We start from the raw sequence: 18,601 nt of genomic DNA on the forward strand, positions 1-18,601 counted from the left end.
TGACAGCGCATGAATGATCTACCGATCGACGGCTTTTCAACTGCTGACGAGAATTCGGCGATGGTCCTGCTGGTCGACGACCAGGCGATGATCGGCGAAGCCGTGCGCCGCGGCCTGGCCCAGGAAGACAACATCGACTTCCACTTCTGTGCCGATCCGCACGATGCCGTGGCCCAGGCCATCCGGATCAAGCCGACGGTGATCCTGCAGGACCTGATCATGCCGGGCCTCGACGGCCTGACCCTGGTCCGCGAGTACCGCGCCAACCCGGCGACCCAGGACATCCCGATCATCGTCCTGTCGACCAAGGAAGACCCGCTGGTCAAGAGCGCGGCCTTCGCCGCCGGGGCCAACGACTACCTGGTCAAGCTGCCGGACAACATCGAGCTGGTGGCGCGCATCCGTTATCACTCGCGCTCCTATATGACCCTGCTGCAGCGCGACGAGGCCTACCGCGCCCTGCGCGTCAGCCAGCAGCAACTGCTCGATACCAACCTGGTGCTGCAGCGCCTGATGAACTCCGACGGCCTCACCGGGCTGTCCAACCGCCGCCATTTCGACGAGTACCTGGAGCTGGAATGGCGGCGGGCGATGCGCGAACAGGCGCAGTTGTCGCTGCTGATGATCGACGTCGACTATTTCAAGGCGTTCAACGACACCTTCGGCCACCTGGCCGGCGACGAGGCCCTGCGTCAGGTCGCCGAGGCGATCCGTGCCTGCTGCGCGCGGCCCAGCGATCTGCCGGCGCGTTATGGCGGCGAGGAATTCGCCCTGGTCCTGCCGAACACTTCGCCGGGAGGGGCGCGACTGGTGGCGGAGAAGCTGCGCCAGACCGTGGAAGCGGCGCGGATTGCCCATACCCGGCCGGCCGAGAATTCCTGGCTGACCGTGAGTATCGGCCTGGCCACCCATACCCCGGCCATCGGCAGCCATTGCCGGCAACTGATCTCGGCGGCGGACGATGCGCTCTACCGGGCCAAGAACGAGGGCCGCAACCGGGTCGGCGTGGCCTGATCGACTGCTGCGACTCACTGCCCTTGTGCGTGGTCCTGTAGGAGCTGGCTTGCCTGCGAAAGGAGCGCGTAGCGGTCCCGAATGAATGCGGCAATGAGATCTTCGGGACCGCGTTGCGCTCCTTTCGCAGGCAAGCCAGCTCCTACAGGAACGTGCACAAGGCCATTGATAGTTGCCGCCTGTAGCTTGCCGCTTGTCGCCCGTCCCCCCGCCTGCGCTATACTCCCCGGCTTTTCACCGAATTACGCACGAGAGCTGCCCGCCCATGGAAATCAACCCGATTCTGAATACCATCAAGGACCTCACCGAGCGTTCCGAGTCCATTCGGGGGTATCTTTGACTACGATCACAAGCATGACCGCCTGATCGAAGTCAACCGCGAGCTCGAAGACCCGAACGTCTGGAACAAGCCGGAATACGCCCAGGGCCTGGGCCGCGAGCGCGCCATGCTGGCGCAGGTCGTCGAAACCCTGGACAAGCTCTCCGGCGGCCTGGCCGACTGCAAGGACCTGCTCGACATGGCCGTCGAGGAGAACGACGAGGGTGCCGTCGACGACGTCGTGGCCGAGTTGCAGAACCTCGAAGAACACCTGGCCCAGCTCGAGTTCCGTCGCATGTTCAGCGGCGAGATGGACATGAACAACGCCTACCTGGACATCCAGGCCGGCTCCGGCGGTACCGAAGCGCAGGACTGGGCCAACATCCTGCTGCGCATGTACCTGCGCTGGGCCGACAAGCGCGGGTTCGACGCGACCATCATCGAACTGTCCGAAGGCGAGGTCGCCGGCATCAAGGGCGCTACCGTGCACATCAAAGGCGAGTACGCCTTCGGCTGGCTGCGCACCGAGATCGGCGTGCACCGCCTGGTGCGCAAGAGCCCCTTCGACTCCGGCGCGCGCCGTCATACCTCGTTCTCGGCGGTGTTCGTCTCGCCCGAGATCGACGACAAGGTCGAGATCGAGATCAACCCGTCCGACCTGCGCATCGACACCTACCGCTCCTCGGGTGCCGGTGGTCAGCACGTCAACACCACCGACTCGGCGGTGCGTATCACCCACGTACCGACCAACACCGTGGTTGCCTGCCAGAACGAACGTTCCCAGCACGCCAACAAGGACACCGCCATGAAAATGCTGCGGGCCAAGTTGTACGAGCTGGAGATGCAGAAGCGCAATGCCGCTTCCCAGGCCCTGGAAGACAGCAAGTCGGACATCGGCTGGGGTCACCAGATCCGTTCCTACGTGCTGGATGACTCGCGCATCAAGGACCTGCGTACCGGCGTCGAGCGCAGCGACTGCCAGAAGGTCCTGGACGGCGACCTCGACCAGTACCTGGAAGCGAGCCTCAAGCAGGGGCTGTAAGCCGTACACCACTGCCGCGGGACCCCGGCCTTGCGCCGGGGAGCGCGTGCCCTGCCCGGAAAGGGCAACGAATACCTGATGGAAAGAATGACGATATGAGCGACCTCAAGACCGAATCGCAAGACCTGCAACAGGAAGAAAACGCCCTGATCGCCCTGCGCAAGGAAAAACTTGCCGCCGAGCGCGCCAAGGGCCAGGCCTTCCCCAACGACTTCCGCCGCGACAGCTACTGCAACGACCTGCAGAAGCAGTATGTCGACAAGACCAAGGAAGAGCTGGAAGCAGCAGCGATTCCGGTCAAGGTTGCCGGTCGCATCATGCTCAACCGCGGTTCGTTCATGGTCATCCAGGACATGACCGGGCGCATCCAGGTCTACGTCAACCGCAAGACCCTGCCGGAAGAGACCCTGGCCGCGGTGAAGACCTGGGACCTCGGCGACATCATCGCCGCCGAAGGCACCCTGGCCCGTTCCGGCAAGGGCGACCTGTACGTGGAAATGACCAGCGTGCGCCTGCTGACCAAGTCGCTGCGCCCGCTGCCGGACAAGCACCACGGCCTGACCGACACCGAGCAGCGCTACCGCCAGCGCTACGTCGACCTGATCGTCAACGAGGAAACCCGCGAAACCTTCCGCGTGCGTTCCCTGGTCATCTCGCACATCCGCAGCTTCCTGGCCAAGCGCGACTTCCTCGAAGTCGAGACGCCGATGCTGCAGACCATCCCTGGCGGCGCCGCGGCCAAGCCGTTCGAAACCCACCACAACGCCCTGGACATGCCGATGTTCCTGCGTATCGCGCCGGAGCTCTATCTGAAGCGCCTGGTGGTCGGTGGTTTCGAGAAGGTCTTCGAGATCAACCGCAACTTCCGCAACGAAGGCGTCTCGACCCGGCACAACCCTGAGTTCACCATGCTCGAGTTCTACCAGGCCTACGCCGACTACACCGACAACATGGACCTCACCGAGGAACTGTTCCGCGAGCTGGCGCAGCTGGTCCTGGGCACTACCGACGTGCCGTACGGCGACAAGGTGTTCCACTTCGGCGAGCCGTTCGTGCGCCTGTCGGTGTTCGACTCGATCCTCAAGTACAACCCGGAACTGACCGAAGCCGACCTGCTGGACGTCGACAAAGCCCGTGAAATCGCCAAGAAAGCCGGTGCCAAGGTCCTCGGCCACGAAGGCTTGGGCAAGCTGCAGGTGATGATTTTCGAAGAACTGGTGGAGAGCAAGCTGGAGCAGCCGCACTTCATCACCGAATATCCGTTCGAAGTCTCGCCGCTGGCCCGTCGCAACGACCGCAACCCGAACGTCACCGACCGTTTCGAGCTGTTCATCGGTGGCCGCGAGATCGCCAACGCCTATTCCGAGCTCAACGACGCCGAAGACCAGGCCGAGCGCTTCCTCGCCCAGGTGGCCGAGAAGGATGCCGGTGACGACGAAGCCATGCACTTCGACGCCGACTTCGTCCGCGCCCTGGAATACGGCATGCCGCCGACTGCGGGTGAGGGCATCGGCATCGACCGTCTGGTCATGCTGCTGACCAACTCGCCGTCGATCCGCGACGTGATCCTGTTCCCGCACATGCGTCCGCAGGCCTGAGTGATCTGAACAAGCCGCCTTCCGAGGCGGCTTTTTCATGTCCTTCAAAATGTGCAGGGGGACCGCTTTGCGGTCCTTTCGCGGGCAAGCCACGCTCCTACAGAGGAACGCGCCCCCCGTAGGAGCGTGGCTTGCCCGCGAAAGGGCCGCACAGCGGCCCCCGCTCACCGAACCCGAGGTAACCCCAGTGACTCCCGCAATGGCTCAACAAGGCGCCGCCGGCGTCGCCACCGCGGTCGCCGAAAGCGTCCAGTACCAGGGCCGCAAGGCCAGCCGCCAGGGCAGCGAGCAGCGCCGCCAGCAGATTCTCGACGCCGCCATGCGCATCGTCGTGCGTGACGGCGTGCGTGGCGTACGCCATCGCGCCGTCGCGGCGGAGGCGGGAGTGCCGCTGTCCGCCACCACCTACTACTTCAACGATATCCAGGACCTGCTCAGCGACACCTTCGCCCAGTACGTCGAACGCAGCGCCGCCTATATGGCCAAGCTGTGGGAGAACACCGAGGTGCTCCTGCGCCAGCTCGTCGCCCGCGGCGACGGCAGCCCGGCCTCGCGCGCGCGGCTGGCCGACGAGGTGGCGCAGATGACCGCCGAGTACGTCCAGCGCCAGTTGCACAACCGTCGCGACTTCCTCATGGCCGAGCAGGCCTTCCGCCAGGAGGCCCTGCTGTGCCCGCGCCTGGCCGAACTGGTGAAGGCTCACGAGCAGATTCTCCTGCGTGGCACCTGCCAGCTCCTGCAGGTGGTGGGCTCGCGCCAGCCGCAACAGGACGCCATTGTATTGACGGCAATCATCGAGCAGATGGAGTATCAGGGGCTGCTCGATGCCGCAAAACCGCAGGCTGAAGGGCAGATGCTCGCTATTCTTGTCCGTTACCTGCATCTGGTGCTGGCGGCGGAATAGACCGCGAGCGCTTTCAAGGAGATTTCGATGAACCCCTGGCGTGTGCTGTTGGCCCTGTCCTTCCTGCTGTTGAACGGCTGCCTGGTGACTTTCAACGAGCCCATTCCGGCCAACGAGGCGGCGCCCAAGGCGCTGCTCGGCAGCTGGTCGAGCAAGGATGCCTGGGGCGAACCGCTGACCCTGCAGATCAGTCGCTCCGGCGGCAACGCCTACAAGGCCGTGGCCAGCGCCAAGGGCAAGCCGCGCGAGGAGTATGCCTTTACCGTGTCCCACCACGGCAACCGCTGGTACCTCTCCGCCGGTGTGCCGAAGAAACTCGGCGGCAATTTCCTCATCGGCGGTTTCGAAGTGATCGATAACAAGGAACTGGTGGTCTACAACCTCGACGTCGAGCAGGTCGCCCAGGCCCTGGACAAGAAGGAACTGAGCGGCCGCACCGTCGAAATGCCCGACGGGAATGGCGACGGGGTGTTGATCGACAGCCCGACCGAGCGTGTGCTGGCGTACCTGGATGATCCGGCCAACTCCGACCTGTTCGTCGAAGTGGCGCGCTTCCAGCGGGCCGGCAAATAAAGACCAACGAGGAGTGAGTGTGGACGAGTACCAGCAGACGATCCGGGCCCTGTCCGACCGCATTGTCCAGGCACAGACGCCGATTCGCGTGCTCGACGCGGTGAAATGGGACGACAGCATTCGCCAGGGCTTCCTCAAGGCCAAGGGCAAGGAGCCGCCGGCGGTGGACCGTGCCTATTACCTGAACAGGCCACTGTCGTTCGATTCCGCCGCATTGAAGCTGGAATTCCAGAACATCGAGCGTGATATCACCCGCCAGCTGGGCCAGTTCAACCCGGTCGGGCAGATCATGCGGCGCATGTGCAAGGAATACCGCATGGTGGTGCGCATGCTCGAAGCGCGCGGCACCGAGGACTTCGGCCTGATTTCCCAGGAACTCTACGGCGCCGCCTCCGACGCCTTCCACGCCGGCGATCCGACCCTGGCCGACCTCGGCCTGATGCTCTCGGACTACCTGAACAACATCGACGGTCGCGGCGACCTCAAGGACGAGCCGAAGAGCCTCAGCGCCAAGCAGGCCGTGGAAATCCTCCAGCAGCGCCTGAACAAGGTGTTCGGCGAGGCCGAGGAAACCATCCGCGTGTTCGAGTCCGACGGTATCGTCGCCGATGCCGCGGCGGGCGCCGACTACATCAAGATTCGCGCCGACGCGATGTTCAACAGCCGCGACGTGCGCGCCCTGGAGGTGCACGAGGGCCTGGTGCATGTCGGCACCACCCTCAACGGCCTCAACCAGCCGATCTGCACCTTCCTCGCCAAGGGCCCGCCCTCGTCGACGGTGACCCAGGAAGGCCTGGCGATTCTCATGGAGGTGATCGCCTTCGCTTCCTACCCGAGCCGCCTGCGCAAACTGACCAACCGGACCCGCGCCATCCACATGGTCGAGGAGGGGGCCGACTTCCTCCAGGTCTTCGAGTTCTTCCGCGCCCAGGGCTTCGAGATGGCGGAGAGCTACTCCAACGCCAGCCGGGTGTTCCGTGGCTCGGTGCCCGATGGCATGCCGTTCACCAAAGACTTGTCCTACCTCAAGGGCTTCATCATGGTTTACAACTACATTCAGTTGGCCGTGCGCAAGGGCAAGCTCGAGCAGATCCCGCTGTTGTTCTGCGGCAAGACCACCCTGGAAGACATGCGCACCCTGCGCCAGCTGGTGGACGAAGGGCTGGTGGCGCCGCCCAAGTACCTGCCGGAGCAGTTCCGTGACCTCAACGCCCTGTCGGCGTGGATGTGTTTCTCCAACTTCCTCAACCACCTGAGCCTGGACCGGATTGAAGCCGACTACTCGAACATTCTCTGAACGCTGGCGCGGGATGCTTTTCCTGTGCCTGGCGTTGCTGGGGATGTCCGGCTGCAGTTCGCTGTTGTTCTATCCCGAGCCCGGTCAGCCGTTCACCCCCGAGAAGGCCAGGATCGCCTGGCGCGACGTGACCCTGACCGCCGCCGACGGTACCCGCCTGCATGGCTGGTGGCTGCCGGCCAAGGCCGGGGTCGAGGTGAAGGGCACGGTGCTGCACCTGCACGGCAATGGCGGCAACCTGGCCTGGCATCTCGGCGCCAGCTACTGGCTGCCGGAGCAGGGCTACCAGGTGCTGATGATCGATTACCGTGGCTACGGCCTGTCCCAGGGCAAGCCGACGTTGCCCGAGGTCTACCAGGACATCGACGCCGCCTTCGCCTGGCTGGACAAGGCCCCGGAGGTGCGGGGCAAGCCCCAGGTGCTACTGGGCCAGAGCCTGGGCGGCGCGATGGCGATCCATTACCTGGCGCAGCATCCCGAGCAGCAGGCGCGCTTCAAGGCGCTGGTGTTCGATGGCGTGCCAGCGAGTTACCGCGACGTGGGACGCTTCGCCTTGAGTACCTCCTGGCTGACCTGGCCGTTGCAGGTGCCGCTGTCGTGGCTGGTCCCCGATGGCGACAGCGCGATCCACTCCATCGCGCAACTCAAGCGCACGCCGAAACTGATCTTCCACAGCATCGACGATGCCCTGGTGCCCCTGGCCAACGGCATCCGCCTGTACCAGGCCGCCCCGCCGCCGCGGGTGCTGCAACTGGTCCGCGGCGGGCACGTGCAGACCTTCGGCGACCCGACCTGGCGCCAGGTCATGCTGCGTTTCCTCGATGATCCCGAACACTTCGACGGCCTGCGTCGCCTGGCCGAAGTCCCCAATTATCCTGACGAGAAGTCGCAATGAGTGAAGAACGCAACGCCATTCCCCTGATCATCACCGGTGTCTGCAGCATCGTCGGTACGGTCTGCGCCCTGTGGTACTACGGCTACCTGCATTTCGCCAAACCGGAGGATGCGTTGCTGCTGTCGGAGTTCACCATGCTCAAGAGCGTGCCGGGGGAGGACTACAAGCTATCGATCAACCCCGCGCCGCAGATGGCCCAGTGCATCGATGGCGTGCTGGTGCTGTTCGACATGCAGCAGAAGGGCCTGACCGGCGTGCTGGTGGACAACAAGAAGCAGGCGGTGCGCTGCATGGGGCAGGAGACGCCGCAGGAAGTGAAGTGATCCTGGGGTGATCTTTCGGGCCTCATCGCTGAGAACCGCATCAGGGCTGCCAGGTGCTCGCCGTGACAGGTGCGGTGCCCTTGAGATCTAGCGCCGCCCGCGCGGCGCATCGCGGATGAATCCGCTCCCACATTTGTTGCAACGTACCTATGCCTGACAGGCCATGGTTGACCGCCTTGTTGGTTCGACGCGGTACCGAGCCGAGCCCAACAGCCTCCCCGCGATGCGCCGCGCGGGCGGCGCTCGATCTTCAGGGCGCTGAAAGACTCAAGACAGGCACCTGGTGGCCTTGATGCGGTTTCCCGGCAAGCCTTCAACGACGTGTAGACACCTGTGCAGCGATTGGGCCCGGAAGATCACTGCGGACATCAGTGTGTAATCAGTTGCCGCTTCCCTCGGCGTCGGCGATGAGTTCATCGATGTCTACCTTGACGGAGGGCTCGCCGCGTCGCTGGCGTACCAGCTCCGCCAGTTGCGCATCGTCGATCAGATCCATCATCGCTTCGTAGCGGTCCGGTGGAACCGCGTAGAAAGCGGGTGCGTTTCTGTTGAGGATGACCACGGTTTCGCCTTTGCCTTCGCGCAGGGTGCCCATTGGATCTTTTTTAAGGTCGGTGACCGATGCGGCTACATCGGCCAGGACCGCGAATGTCATTGCCATGGAATCGTTTCCTGAAGATGAGTGATGTCAGGCGCAGGCGACGAGACAGGTAGTCTGATGCCGTATCCACGACAGGCGGAATGCCGATCAGGGTTTTGCCGGGCAGGGCTCTGATGTTAGTGCTTTTAAAGGTGCGTTTAAAGAATCTTTTTTTGGTGCTTAAAATAAAAACCCGCCTTTCGAAGGCGGGCTTTTTCCTTCCAGCTGGCAACCGTTACTGCAGGCTGCTCACGCTACGCGGCGCCACCGGCTGGTTGTCGTTGGAAATGGTCACTTCCACCCGACGGTTCTGCGCGCGGCCCGAGTTGCTGCTGTTGTCGGCCACCGGGTACTCCTTGCCGTAACCCTGGGCGACGATACGGGTCGGGTCGACGCCGGCCCGTACCAGCGCCATGCGCACCGAGTTGGCACGGCGCTCGGACAGGCTCTGGTTGTAGTTGGCACTGCCGACGCTGTCGGTGTAGCCCTCGACGATCACCTTGCGGTCGGGGTTTTCCTGGAGGAACTGCGCCAGCTTGGTGATGTTCGGGTAGGCACTGGCTTTGAGCTCGGCCTTGTTGAAGTCGAACAGCACGTCACCGAAGGTCACCAGGGTGCCGCGCTCGGTCTGCTTGGCATTGAGGCTTTCCTGCAGTTTCCTGATCTGCGCGTCGCGGGCATCCAGGCGCGCCTGGGCGCGTTGCGCGGCGGCGTTTTTCAGGTTGGCTTCGGCGCTGCGCAGGGCGATGGTCTGCTTGGCCACCTCGACGCGCTGGTTGGTCAGGTAGGCCAGCTGGTCGACCTTCTTGGTGTCTTCCTTGTCCATGTACGCCTTGTCGGCCTTGTTCAGCCAGTCCTGGGCGTCCTTGGTTTCAAGGGCCGCGACCTTGCTCGACTGCGGGTCGCTCTGCAGGGCGGAGAAGTTGGTCCGCGCCGATTCCAGGTTGGGGTTCGGCGGCGTGGCGCAGGCGACCAGGCCCATGCTCAGGGCCAGGAGGGCGGGGATCATCACGTGATTACGCATAATGTTCATCCTTTGATCGATTTCGAATGCACGGGGCGGCGGCGCTTATGGCTGCGGCTGCAGCGGGTCGGCGGCGCGCATGCCTTCCTCGCGCACGTCCTGGACGCCCTGGCGGGCATCCTGCACAGCTTTCTGGGCTTTCATCGCCTGGGCCTTGCGTTCGGCGACGCGGGCGTCCCATTCGGCCTGTTCGGCGAGCACCTTCGCTTCGTCGTACTGCTTGTCATGCATGGCGATTTCCGCCTGCTTGAACTTGTCCTGCGCGGCTTTCATTTCAACAGCGGCGTATTCGGTACCACCGGCGCTGACAGCCGAGTTCACCGCCGACTGGGTCACGGCGTACTGCTCGGTAGGTGGCTTGCCAGCGCAACCAGCGAGAACCAGGCTGCTGCCCAGGGCCAGGGCGGCCAGCTTGATCCCGCGCAGCTGGAACGGGGATTTCTCGATGTGGGTCTTCATGGTGGTCAACTCCATTGGATCACTCCTGATGAACGACGAGGTCCGTAACAGTCCATCGACACGCCTCACCGGATCAGGACCCGGGAGGGATTTTTGCCGTAGTGGCTAATGGCTCGGAGTCGGGCGTTTTCGCAAAAGTTCAGAAAAAGTGCCGCTTGATGGCGACTTTTTCTGACTGATCGGTCAGTGCGAAAGGGCGGGAACTTTTCGTGTGAAGGGAGGGTAGGGGCCGCCTCGCGGCCCCGGGAATTTCAGTGGCCCGAGCCGTCTCCGGGCTGGCTCAGGGCGTGCAGGTGCTGACGCGAAAGGGCAAGAAAACGCGGGGTTGGCCCGACATCTTCATACAGCGGGTCACCTTCTTCATCGGTGGCGATCACCTGCTGTCCCTGGACGTAGGGAAAGCTGGCTTCCAGTTCTTCCAGCGCCGCGCCGAGCAGTTCGCCCAGCAGTTCCTCCGGACTGCGCTTGGGATACATCTCGGCCAGCGCCGCCAGGCGCGCGGTGGCTTCGACATCGAGGTGCAGGATGTGACCGGTGGGGCTGAGGCGTCCTTTGGCGTTCTGTTCCCAAGACCGCACGAGTTCGCGAATTTTCATGATGTCCTCCGTAAAACCATTGGAAGTGGTTAAAGCGTAGCCAGTTCGTCCGCGCCCGTGCCTTGAAAGCACGACCGGTACTGGGGCACTCTGCAAGAAGGCAATGGTTCCAGGTACGGAGAAGGTTGATGACCGATATCGATGTGCGCTTGCGGGAAGATGTCCATCTGTTGGGCGAGTTGCTGGGAGATACCGTGCGCGAGCAGCACGGCGAAGCCTTCCTGCAGAAGATCGAGGCGATCCGGCACAGTGCCAAGGCCGATCGCAGCGGTGGTGAAGAACAGCTCAGTTCGGCCCTCGCCGACCTCGCCGACGACGAGTTGCTGCCGGTGGCCCGGGCCTTCAACCAGTTTCTCAACCTGGCCAATATCGCCGAGCAGTACCAGCTGATTCGCCGCCGCGATGCCGATCAGCCGGAGCCTTTCGAGGTGCGGGTGCTGCCGGAACTGCTGGCCCGGCTCAAGGCCGCCGGCCACACTGACGACGCCCTGGCGCGCCAGCTCGGCAAGTTGAATATCGAACTGGTACTGACCGCCCACCCCACCGAAGTGGCGCGGCGCACGCTGATCCAGAAATACGATGCCATCGCCGCGCAACTGGCAGCCCAGGATCACCGCGACCTGACGCCCACCGAGCGCGAGCAGATCCGCGAGCGTCTGCAGCGACTGATCGCCGAGGCCTGGCACACCGAGGAAATCCGCCGTACCCGACCGACCCCGGTGGACGAGGCCAAGTGGGGCTTCGCGGTGATCGAGCATTCCCTCTGGCAGGCCATTCCCAGCCATATGCGCAAGGCCGACCAGGCCCTGCATGCCGCCACCGGCCTGCGTCTGCCGCTGGAGGCGGCGCCGATCCGCTTCGCGTCGTGGATGGGCGGCGACCGCGATGGCAACCCCAACGTCACCGCCGCGGTAACCCGCGAAGTGCTCCTGCTGGCGCGCTGGATGGCTGCCGACCTGTTCCTGCGCGATGTGCATTCCCTCGCCGCCGAGCTGTCCATGCAGCAGGCCAGTCCGGCCTTGCGCGCCCAGGTCGGCGACTGCGCCGAGCCGTATCGCGCGGTGCTCAAGCCGCTGCGCGAACGCCTGCGCGAGACCCGGGCCTGGGCCCAGGCCGCCTTGACCACGGCACAGGCTCCCGGTCCGCAGGTGCTGCAGGACAACCGCGAACTGTTCGAACCGCTGCACCTGTGCTTCGAGTCCCTGCACGAGTGCGGCATGGGGGTGATCGCCGATGGCCCGTTGCTCGACTGCCTGCGTCGCGCGGTGACGTTCGGCCTGTTTCTGGTCCGTCTCGACGTGCGCCAGGACTCCGCCCGGCACAGCGCCGCCCTTAGCGAAATCACCGACTACCTCGGTCTTGGCCGCTACGCCGAGTGGGACGAAGACACCCGCATCGATTTCCTCCAGCGCGAGCTGAACAATCGCCGGCCGCTGTTGCCGGCGCACTTCAAGCCCCAGGCCGACACCGCCGAAGTGCTTGCCACCTGTCGCGAGATCGCCGCGGCGCCGGCGGCATCGCTGGGCTCCTACGTGATTTCCATGGCGGGCGCCGCCTCGGACGTGCTGGCGGTGCAGTTGCTGCTCAAGGAGGCCGGGCTGCTGCGGCCGATGCGCGTGGTGCCGCTGTTCGAAACCCTCGCCGACCTGGACAACGCCGGCCCGGTGATGCAGCGCCTGCTGGGCCTGCCGGGTTACCGCGCGGGCCTGCACGGTCCGCAGGAAGTGATGATCGGCTACTCCGATTCGGCCAAGGACGCCGGCACCACCGCCGCGGCCTGGGCGCAGTACCGGGCGCAGGAAACCCTGGTGCGGATCTGCCGCGAGCAGGAGGTCGAGTTGCTGCTGTTCCACGGTCGCGGCGGCACCGTCGGACGGGGTGGCGGTCCGGCCCACGCGGCGATCCTGTCGCAGCCGCCGGGCTCGGTGGCGGGGCGTTTCCGCACCACCGAGCAGGGCGAGATGATCCGCTTCAAGTTCGGCTTGCCGGATATCGCCGAGCAGAACCTCAACCTGTACCTGGCCGCGGTCCTCGAAGCCACCTTGCTGCCTCCGCCACCGCCGCGGCCGGCCTGGCGCGAGCTGATGGACCAGCTGGCCGCCGACGGGGTCAGGACCTACCGTGGCGTGGTACGGGAGAATCCGGACTTCGTCGAGTACTTCCGCCAGTCCACGCCGGAGCAGGAGCTCGGTCGCCTGCCGCTGGGCAGCCGGCCGGCCAAGCGCCGCGCCGGCGGCATCGAAAGCCTGCGGGCGATTCCGTGGATCTTCGGCTGGACCCAGACCCGCCTGATGCTGCCGGCCTGGCTCGGCTGGGAGGCGGCGCTGAGCGATGCCCTGGCCCGTGGCCAGGGCCCGCTGCTGGCGCAGATGCGCGAGGAATGGCCGTTCTTCCGCACCCGCATCGACATGCTGGAGATGGTCCTGGCCAAGGCCGACGCGGAAATCGCCCGTTCCTACGACGAACGTCTGGTGCAACCAGAACTGCGACCTTTGGGCGAGCATTTGCGCGACCTATTGTCGCAGGCATGCCAAGTGGTGCTGGGTCTGACCGGGCAGTCAGTGCTACTGGCCCACAGTCCGGCGACCCTGGAGTTCATCCGCCTGCGCAACACCTACCTCGACCCCCTGCATCTGCTCCAGGCCGAACTGCTGGCCCGCTCGCGGGGACGCGAAGCCGCTCTGGACAGCCCGTTGGAGCAGGCCCTGCTGGTGACGGTGGCGGGTATCGCGGCAGGTTTGCGCAACACCGGTTGAGTGTCAGATGAATAGCTTTGGGATGTCGGAAGATGTCCCTAAGCTTGTAAGAAATGACCTATTGAGGAGTCGGTTGCGCCGGGCGCAACCCGTGTGCACCGTGGCTTCGTGTCGCAGGTTTTTCCGACTTTCGACCGCTTGTATGGTCCCGGTGCGCTGTGTATCTTGGGCAGCCTTTTGACCGATTTGCGGTCATCGCCCGATTTCCTGCGATTCGCCAATCCTGCGAATCCATTGATTTGCTTATAAAAAATGAGGAGCACAAGATGCGCGTAATTCTGCTGGGAGCTCCCGGGGCCGGTAAAGGTACTCAGGCAAAGTTCATCACCGAGAAATTCGGTATTCCGCAGATCTCCACCGGCGACATGTTGCGTGCCGCGGTCAAGGCTGGCACTCCGCTGGGCCTGGAAGCCAAGGCCGTGATGGATGCTGGCAAGCTGGTTTCCGACGACCTGATCATCAACCTGGTCAAGGACCGTATCGCCCAGGCCGACTGCGCCAACGGTTTCCTGTTCGACGGTTTCCCGCGCACCATTCCTCAAGCTGAAGCCATGGTTGCCGCCGGCGTCGCGCTGGATGCCGTGGTCGAGATCGCTGTCGACGACGAAGAGATCGTCCAGCGTATCGCCGGGCGCCGCGTGCACCTGGATTCCGGCCGCGTCTACCACGTGGTCTACAACCCGCCGAAGGTCGAGGGCAAGGACGACGTCACTGGCGAGGACCTGATCCAGCGCCCGGACGACAACGAAGAAACCGTGCGTGGCCGCCTCAAGGTCTACCACGAGCAGACCAAGCCGCTGGTGGACTTCTACCAGAAGCTGGAAGCCGCCGATGGCAAGCCGAAGGTCAGCCACATTCCAGGCGTCGGCTCGGTCGACGCGATCACCGCCAAGGTGCTGGCAGCGCTGAGCTGATCCCGTTCGTTGTGTCGCCAACGGCCCGCTTGCGGGCCGTTGTCGTTTATACTGCCGCTCTTTTTTTCTCGCCTGGAACCCTCGATGACCACCTTGCTGGCCCTGGATACCGCCACTGAAGCCTGCTCTGTCGCCTTGCTGCACGATGGCAAGATCACCAGCCACTACGAGGTGATCCCGCGCCTGCACGCGCAGAAGCTGCTGCCGATGATCCAGACCCTGCTGGCCGAGGCCGGTGTCGCCCTCAAGGACGTCGACGCGATCGCCTTCGGCCGCGGCCCGGGCGCCTTCACCGGTGTGCGCATCGCCATCGGCGTGGTCCAGGGCCTGGCCTTCGCCCTGGAGCGTCCGGTGCTGCCGATTTCCAACCTGGCGGTGCTGGCCCAGCGTGCCTTGCGCGAGCACGGCGCGCACCGGGTGGCGGCGGCCATCGATGCGCGCATGGACGAAGTCTATTGGGGCTGCTACGAGGAAGTGGCAGGGGAGATGCGTCTGCAGGGCCTGGAAGCGGTATTGCCGCCCGAGCAGGTGACGCTTGCCGAGGGTGCGGATGGCGCGTGGTTCGGCGCCGGCACCGGCTGGGGTTACGCGGAGCGCCTGGCGGTCAAGGTCGAGGGCCAGGATGCCAGCATGCTGCCCCATGCGCTGGACCTGCTGACCCTGGCGCAGTTCGCCTGGCAGCGTGGTGAAGGCGTTCCCGCCGAGCAGGCCCAACCGGTCTACCTGCGCGACAAGGTGGCGACCCCGAAGAAGGGCTGATGACCTCCCGTCGTTTATCGCCGTTGGCCGTAAACCAAATTGTGTATATGTGGTCCAGTTATCAGTAGCGCATTTGCAAGGGATCTCAGGTGCCGCTAAATTGCCATCATCGCCCTGAGACTTTTCGCCATGCGCATCGACGGTTTTTCCTCGCAGAGTTACCCGCTCAAGCGCCCCCAGCGCAAAGGGCCGGTGCGCGTGGAGGAGTCGGATGACGACATCGTCGGCGAAGTCGAGGCGCAACCGGCAGGCAATGCGGGCAATGCCCAGCGCAGCACCGCCAACCTGCCTGCCCGTCCCCAGGACATGATCTTCCCCCGTGCACGCGACCGGCGCACCGCAGGCGCCCTGGCCAGCTACCTGACCACCGCCGGCTTCGTCGATTGGGAGATGGAAGTACTGGGGCTGGATCTGTACATTTGAGCCAATGAGCTCAGCATCCCTACCTTATTTCCTCGGTTGTCCCTCCTGGAGCGAAAACGCCTGGCGCGACTACCTGTATCCCGCCGACGCGAAAAGCAGCGATTTCCTTGGCCTGTACTGCCAGGTGTTCAATGCCGTCGAGGGCAACACCACGTTCTATGCACGGCCGGCAGCGGCCACGGTCGAGCGCTGGGCGCAGCTCATGCCCGCGCACTTTCGCTTCACCGCCAAGTTTCCCGGTGATATCAGCCACAGCGGCGATCTGTACGCGCAACTGGAAGCCGCACGGGCCTTCGTGCAACTGCTCAAGCCGCTGGGCGGAAGGGTCGCGCCGTACTGGCTGCAATTGCCGGCGAGTTTCGGTCCGGCGCGCCTGGGCGAACTGATGCACTTCGTCGACGAGATCGGTGTGGCGGTGGCCGTCGAGGTGCGCAATGACGCCTTCTTCGCCAAGGGCGAGGAGGAACGCCAGCTCAATCGCCTGCTGCACGCGCGCGGCATCGAACGCATCTGCCTCGATCCGCGGGCGCTGTTCAGCTGCACCTCCCGTGAGGCCAGCGTGCTGCACGCCCAGTCGAAGAAACCACGGGTGCCACCGCGGCCCACGGCCTTCAGCCAGCACCCGCAGGTGCGTTTCATCGGTCATCCCGAGCTTGCCGCCAACGAGCCGTTCCTCCTGCCGTGGCTGGACAAGGTCGCCGCCTGGATCGAGGAAGGCCGCAGCCCCTACGTTTTCCTGCATACCGCTGACAACCGCCTGGCCGCAGCCCTGGCCCAGCGCTTCCATCACGGGTTGATGGAGCGCCTGCCGGGGCTGCCGGTCCTGCATGAACCCGACCGGGGACCGGAGGTCGAACAACTCGGCTTGCTGTGATTTCCCGTCGTCTGCCCTGGGAGTACCACCATGGATGTGCAAACCCTGCGTGCCGAAGCCTTCAAAGCGCTGCATGAGCGCCCCGGTACGTTCGTGATTCCCAACCCCTGGGATGCCGGCTCGGCGAAACTGCTCGCCAGCCTCGGCTTCGAGGCCCTGGCCACCAGCAGCGCCGGCCTGGCGTTTGCCCTCGGCAGGCCGGATGCCGAGGGTGCGATCAGCCGCGACGAAACCCTGGCCAATGCCGCGGCCATTGTCGATGCCACGGCCCTGCCGGTCGCCGCCGACCTGGAAAACGGTTTCAGCGACGAGCCCGCCGAGTGTGCCGAAACCATCCTGCAGGCGGCACGCATCGGCCTGGTGGGCGGCTCCATCGAAGACGCCACGGGGCGCAGCGACGATCCGATCTACAACTTCCATCGCGCGGTGGAGCGGGTCGAGGCGGCCGTGGCCGCTGCCCGCAGCCTGGATTTCCCGTTCATGCTCTGCGCCCGTGCGGAAAACCTGCTGCACGGGCGCAACGACCTCGATGACACCATCGCACGCCTGCAGGCCTTCGCCGAAGCCGGTGCCGACGTGCTCTACGCCCCCGGCCTGCGTACCGCCGAAGACATCCAGCGGGTGGTCAAGGCCGTGGCGCCGAAGCCGGTCAACGTGCTGATGGGGCTGGCCGGGGTCAACCTCGGGTTCGAGGATCTGCAGGCCCTGGGCGTCAAGCGCATCAGTGTTGGCTCGTCGCTGGCCCGGGTCGCCTACGGGGCATTCTTTGAGGCCGCGACGCGGATTCGCGGCGAGGGGCGCTTCGATCATGGCGACAAGGCGCTGTCCTTCGCCCAGCTCAACGACCTGTTCCGGCGCTGAGTCGGCTCATGCGCCATGGTGGCCTGCTGCTGTTGACGGTGCTGGCCGGCGTGGCGCTGTTCGGCTGGTGGCAGGGTTGGCGCCTGCCGGACCCTTGGAATCCCTGGGCGCCGCTGGACGTGCGTCAACCGCCCAATCTGCTGACTTCATGGAAGCTCGGCCGTCTGCGCGACGATCCACGCCTGTGCGCCGCCGCCCTGGCCACGTCAGGCCTGCACTACAGCCCGCAGGCCGATAGCCCCGCCACGGCGCGCTGTCCGCTGAGCGATGTGGTGCGGGTCCAGGGCGCTGAGGTGCGTCTGAGCAGCAGCTTTCTCGCCACCTGCCCTGTGGCGGTGGCCTTTGCCCTGTTCCAGCGTCATGGCCTGCAACCGGCGGCGCAGCGGGTGTTCGGCCAGCCGGTGGTGCAGATCGACCATCTCGGCAGCTATGCCTGCCGCAATGTCTACAACCGTGCCGAAGGCCGGCTCAGCCAGCACGCCACGGCCAACGCGCTGGATATCGCCGGCTTTCGCCTGAAGGACGGCCAGCGCATCGAGCTGCACAAGGATTGGCAGGGGGACGGGCCGAAGGCGCAGTTTCTGCGGGAGGTGCGCGATGGCGCCTGCGAGAGTTTCAATACGGTGTTGGGGCCGGACTACAACGCTGCGCACCACAACCATTTCCACCTGGACATGGGGCGTTGGCGGGTCTGTCGTTAGGCGGCGATACGGACGTTGTTGAGCACGACCGGGCGCGCCCACTGCAGGTCGAAGTCCAGGTCATGCTGCTGCTTGGCCAGGGTGACTTCGTCGAACGGCTCCGGTGCGGGGTCCAGCAGGTTGCGTTCCAGTTCGGCGATCGGCAGGTGCAGCGGGTACGCCGCGGGTGCCGGGCCCGGCTGCGGATGTGGATGGCCCTGGCTCATGACGATCGGGCGCACCCAGTTGTTGCTGATGTCCAGCTGGCGCTGCTGCTCGATCAGCTCGGCGGCGCTGAAGGGCGGGGCGGGTTTGTCCAGCAGGTCCAGCTCGAATTCGGCGATCGGCAGGAACAGCGGTTCCGGCGGCGCGATTTCGCTGTCGGTGACATTGCACAGGCGCTGGCTGTGGATCTGCGCCAGGGTCTGGCTGCCGGTGATCGGTTCGCCGGTCGCGACATCCACTTCTTCCACCGGCAGTGGCTGGCGGACCACGCCCTCTTCCTGCTGCGCGGCCAGGGCGCGAGCGAAGAAGTCCCCCCACAGGTGGCTGACGCCGCCCAGGGCCTGGGTGTTGTGGCGGCTGTAGTCACCGACGGGTGACAGGTAGCCTGAGGGAAGTTGAAGAATCTCTGACATCGGCGTCGAAGA

20 protein-coding genes are annotated in these 18,601 nt (G+C 64.9%); 15 read left to right on the top strand and 5 right to left on the bottom strand.

What is annotated here, in order from left to right; translation table 11 throughout:
- Positions 1-9: 9 nt before the first annotated feature.
- The 8 genes from RTI28_RS21060 (at position 10) to RTI28_RS21095 (ending at position 7,965) form a co-directional block, all read left to right on the top strand.
- Positions 10-1,014, top strand: a complete 1,005-nt coding sequence (locus RTI28_RS21060) for a PleD family two-component system response regulator (RefSeq protein ID WP_316922229.1) — start codon at positions 10-12, stop codon at positions 1,012-1,014.
- Between the two features lie 265 nt (positions 1,015-1,279).
- A protein-coding gene (prfB, locus tag RTI28_RS21065) for a peptide chain release factor 2 (RefSeq protein ID WP_316922230.1) occupies positions 1,280-2,375 on the top strand; the annotation gives its coding sequence in 2 pieces (ribosomal slippage) (positions 1,280-1,351 and positions 1,353-2,375; 1,095 coding nt in all).
- Positions 2,376-2,470: 95 nt separating this feature from the next.
- Positions 2,471-3,973: a lysine--tRNA ligase gene (gene lysS, locus RTI28_RS21070; RefSeq protein ID WP_042121988.1), complete on the top strand. Its 1,503-nt coding sequence runs from the start codon at positions 2,471-2,473 to the stop codon at positions 3,971-3,973.
- A 199-nt stretch (positions 3,974-4,172) separates the two neighbouring features.
- Positions 4,173-4,877: a TetR family transcriptional regulator gene (locus tag RTI28_RS21075; RefSeq protein ID WP_316922231.1), complete on the top strand. Its 705-nt coding sequence runs from the start codon at positions 4,173-4,175 to the stop codon at positions 4,875-4,877.
- Between the two features lie 27 nt (positions 4,878-4,904).
- Complete coding sequence (locus RTI28_RS21080; protein ID WP_316922232.1) at positions 4,905-5,450, top strand: hypothetical protein; 546 nt, start codon at positions 4,905-4,907, stop codon at positions 5,448-5,450.
- A gap of 19 nt (positions 5,451-5,469) precedes the next feature.
- Positions 5,470-6,747 carry a flavohemoglobin expression-modulating QEGLA motif protein gene (locus tag RTI28_RS21085; RefSeq protein WP_316922233.1) on the top strand — a complete coding sequence of 426 codons (1,278 nt, stop codon included), beginning with the start codon at positions 5,470-5,472 and terminating at the stop codon, positions 6,745-6,747.
- Positions 6,719-7,642, top strand: a complete 924-nt coding sequence (locus RTI28_RS21090) for an alpha/beta hydrolase (protein ID WP_316922234.1) — start codon at positions 6,719-6,721, stop codon at positions 7,640-7,642. Before RTI28_RS21085 ends, RTI28_RS21090 begins: the two co-directional genes overlap by 29 nt.
- Entirely contained in the window at positions 7,639-7,965 is a 327-nt protein-coding gene (locus tag RTI28_RS21095; protein WP_042121979.1) for a hypothetical protein, read from the top strand. Before RTI28_RS21090 ends, RTI28_RS21095 begins: the two co-directional genes overlap by 4 nt.
- Positions 7,966-8,344: 379 nt before the next feature.
- Here RTI28_RS21095 and RTI28_RS21100 read toward each other — a convergent pair whose 3' ends face one another.
- The 4 genes from RTI28_RS21100 to RTI28_RS21115 form a co-directional block, all read right to left on the bottom strand.
- Complete coding sequence (locus RTI28_RS21100; RefSeq protein ID WP_316922313.1) at positions 8,345-8,620, bottom strand: type II toxin-antitoxin system Phd/YefM family antitoxin; 276 nt, start codon at positions 8,618-8,620, stop codon at positions 8,345-8,347.
- A 220-nt stretch (positions 8,621-8,840) separates the two neighbouring features.
- The gene (locus RTI28_RS21105) at positions 8,841-9,629 is read right to left on the bottom strand and encodes an OmpA family protein (RefSeq protein WP_316922235.1); all 789 of its coding nucleotides are present in this window, start codon (positions 9,627-9,629) and stop codon (positions 8,841-8,843) included.
- A 45-nt stretch (positions 9,630-9,674) separates the two neighbouring features.
- On the bottom strand, positions 9,675-10,103 hold the full coding sequence (locus tag RTI28_RS21110; RefSeq protein ID WP_316922236.1) for a DUF4398 domain-containing protein: 429 nt from the start codon (positions 10,101-10,103) through the stop codon (positions 9,675-9,677).
- A gap of 236 nt (positions 10,104-10,339) precedes the next feature.
- Entirely contained in the window at positions 10,340-10,684 is a 345-nt protein-coding gene (locus tag RTI28_RS21115) for a pilin assembly protein (RefSeq protein WP_316922237.1), read from the bottom strand.
- A 128-nt stretch (positions 10,685-10,812) separates the two neighbouring features.
- Here RTI28_RS21115 and ppc point away from each other — a divergent pair, with 128 nt between their 5' ends.
- From ppc to RTI28_RS21150, 7 genes are all read left to right on the top strand, one after another.
- Complete coding sequence (gene ppc, locus RTI28_RS21120) at positions 10,813-13,440, top strand: phosphoenolpyruvate carboxylase (RefSeq protein WP_316922238.1); 2,628 nt, start codon at positions 10,813-10,815, stop codon at positions 13,438-13,440.
- A gap of 266 nt (positions 13,441-13,706) precedes the next feature.
- Positions 13,707-14,354: an adenylate kinase gene (gene adk / locus RTI28_RS21125; RefSeq protein ID WP_316922239.1), complete on the top strand. Its 648-nt coding sequence runs from the start codon at positions 13,707-13,709 to the stop codon at positions 14,352-14,354.
- 84 nt (positions 14,355-14,438) lie between these two features.
- Positions 14,439-15,113, top strand: a complete 675-nt coding sequence (gene tsaB / locus RTI28_RS21130; protein WP_316922240.1) for a tRNA (adenosine(37)-N6)-threonylcarbamoyltransferase complex dimerization subunit type 1 TsaB — start codon at positions 14,439-14,441, stop codon at positions 15,111-15,113.
- A gap of 129 nt (positions 15,114-15,242) precedes the next feature.
- Entirely contained in the window at positions 15,243-15,536 is a 294-nt protein-coding gene (locus RTI28_RS21135; RefSeq protein ID WP_042121968.1) for a hypothetical protein, read from the top strand.
- Positions 15,537-15,540: 4 nt separating this feature from the next.
- On the top strand, positions 15,541-16,410 hold the full coding sequence (locus tag RTI28_RS21140; RefSeq protein WP_316922241.1) for a DUF72 domain-containing protein: 870 nt from the start codon (positions 15,541-15,543) through the stop codon (positions 16,408-16,410).
- Positions 16,411-16,440: 30 nt separating this feature from the next.
- Positions 16,441-17,271: an isocitrate lyase/phosphoenolpyruvate mutase family protein gene (locus RTI28_RS21145; protein WP_316922242.1), complete on the top strand. Its 831-nt coding sequence runs from the start codon at positions 16,441-16,443 to the stop codon at positions 17,269-17,271.
- A gap of 8 nt (positions 17,272-17,279) precedes the next feature.
- The gene (locus RTI28_RS21150) at positions 17,280-17,972 is read left to right on the top strand and encodes an extensin family protein (RefSeq protein ID WP_316922243.1); all 693 of its coding nucleotides are present in this window, start codon (positions 17,280-17,282) and stop codon (positions 17,970-17,972) included.
- Here the strand turns inward: RTI28_RS21150 and RTI28_RS21155 are convergent.
- Entirely contained in the window at positions 17,969-18,589 is a 621-nt protein-coding gene (locus RTI28_RS21155) for an energy transducer TonB (protein WP_316922244.1), read from the bottom strand. The two genes, RTI28_RS21150 and RTI28_RS21155, sit on opposite strands and share 4 nt — an antisense overlap.
- Positions 18,590-18,601 lie beyond the last annotated feature (12 nt).

It is taken from the genome of Pseudomonas sp. zfem002 (genome assembly GCF_032621685.1).
GTDB lineage: Bacteria > Pseudomonadota > Gammaproteobacteria > Pseudomonadales > Pseudomonadaceae > Aquipseudomonas > Aquipseudomonas japonica.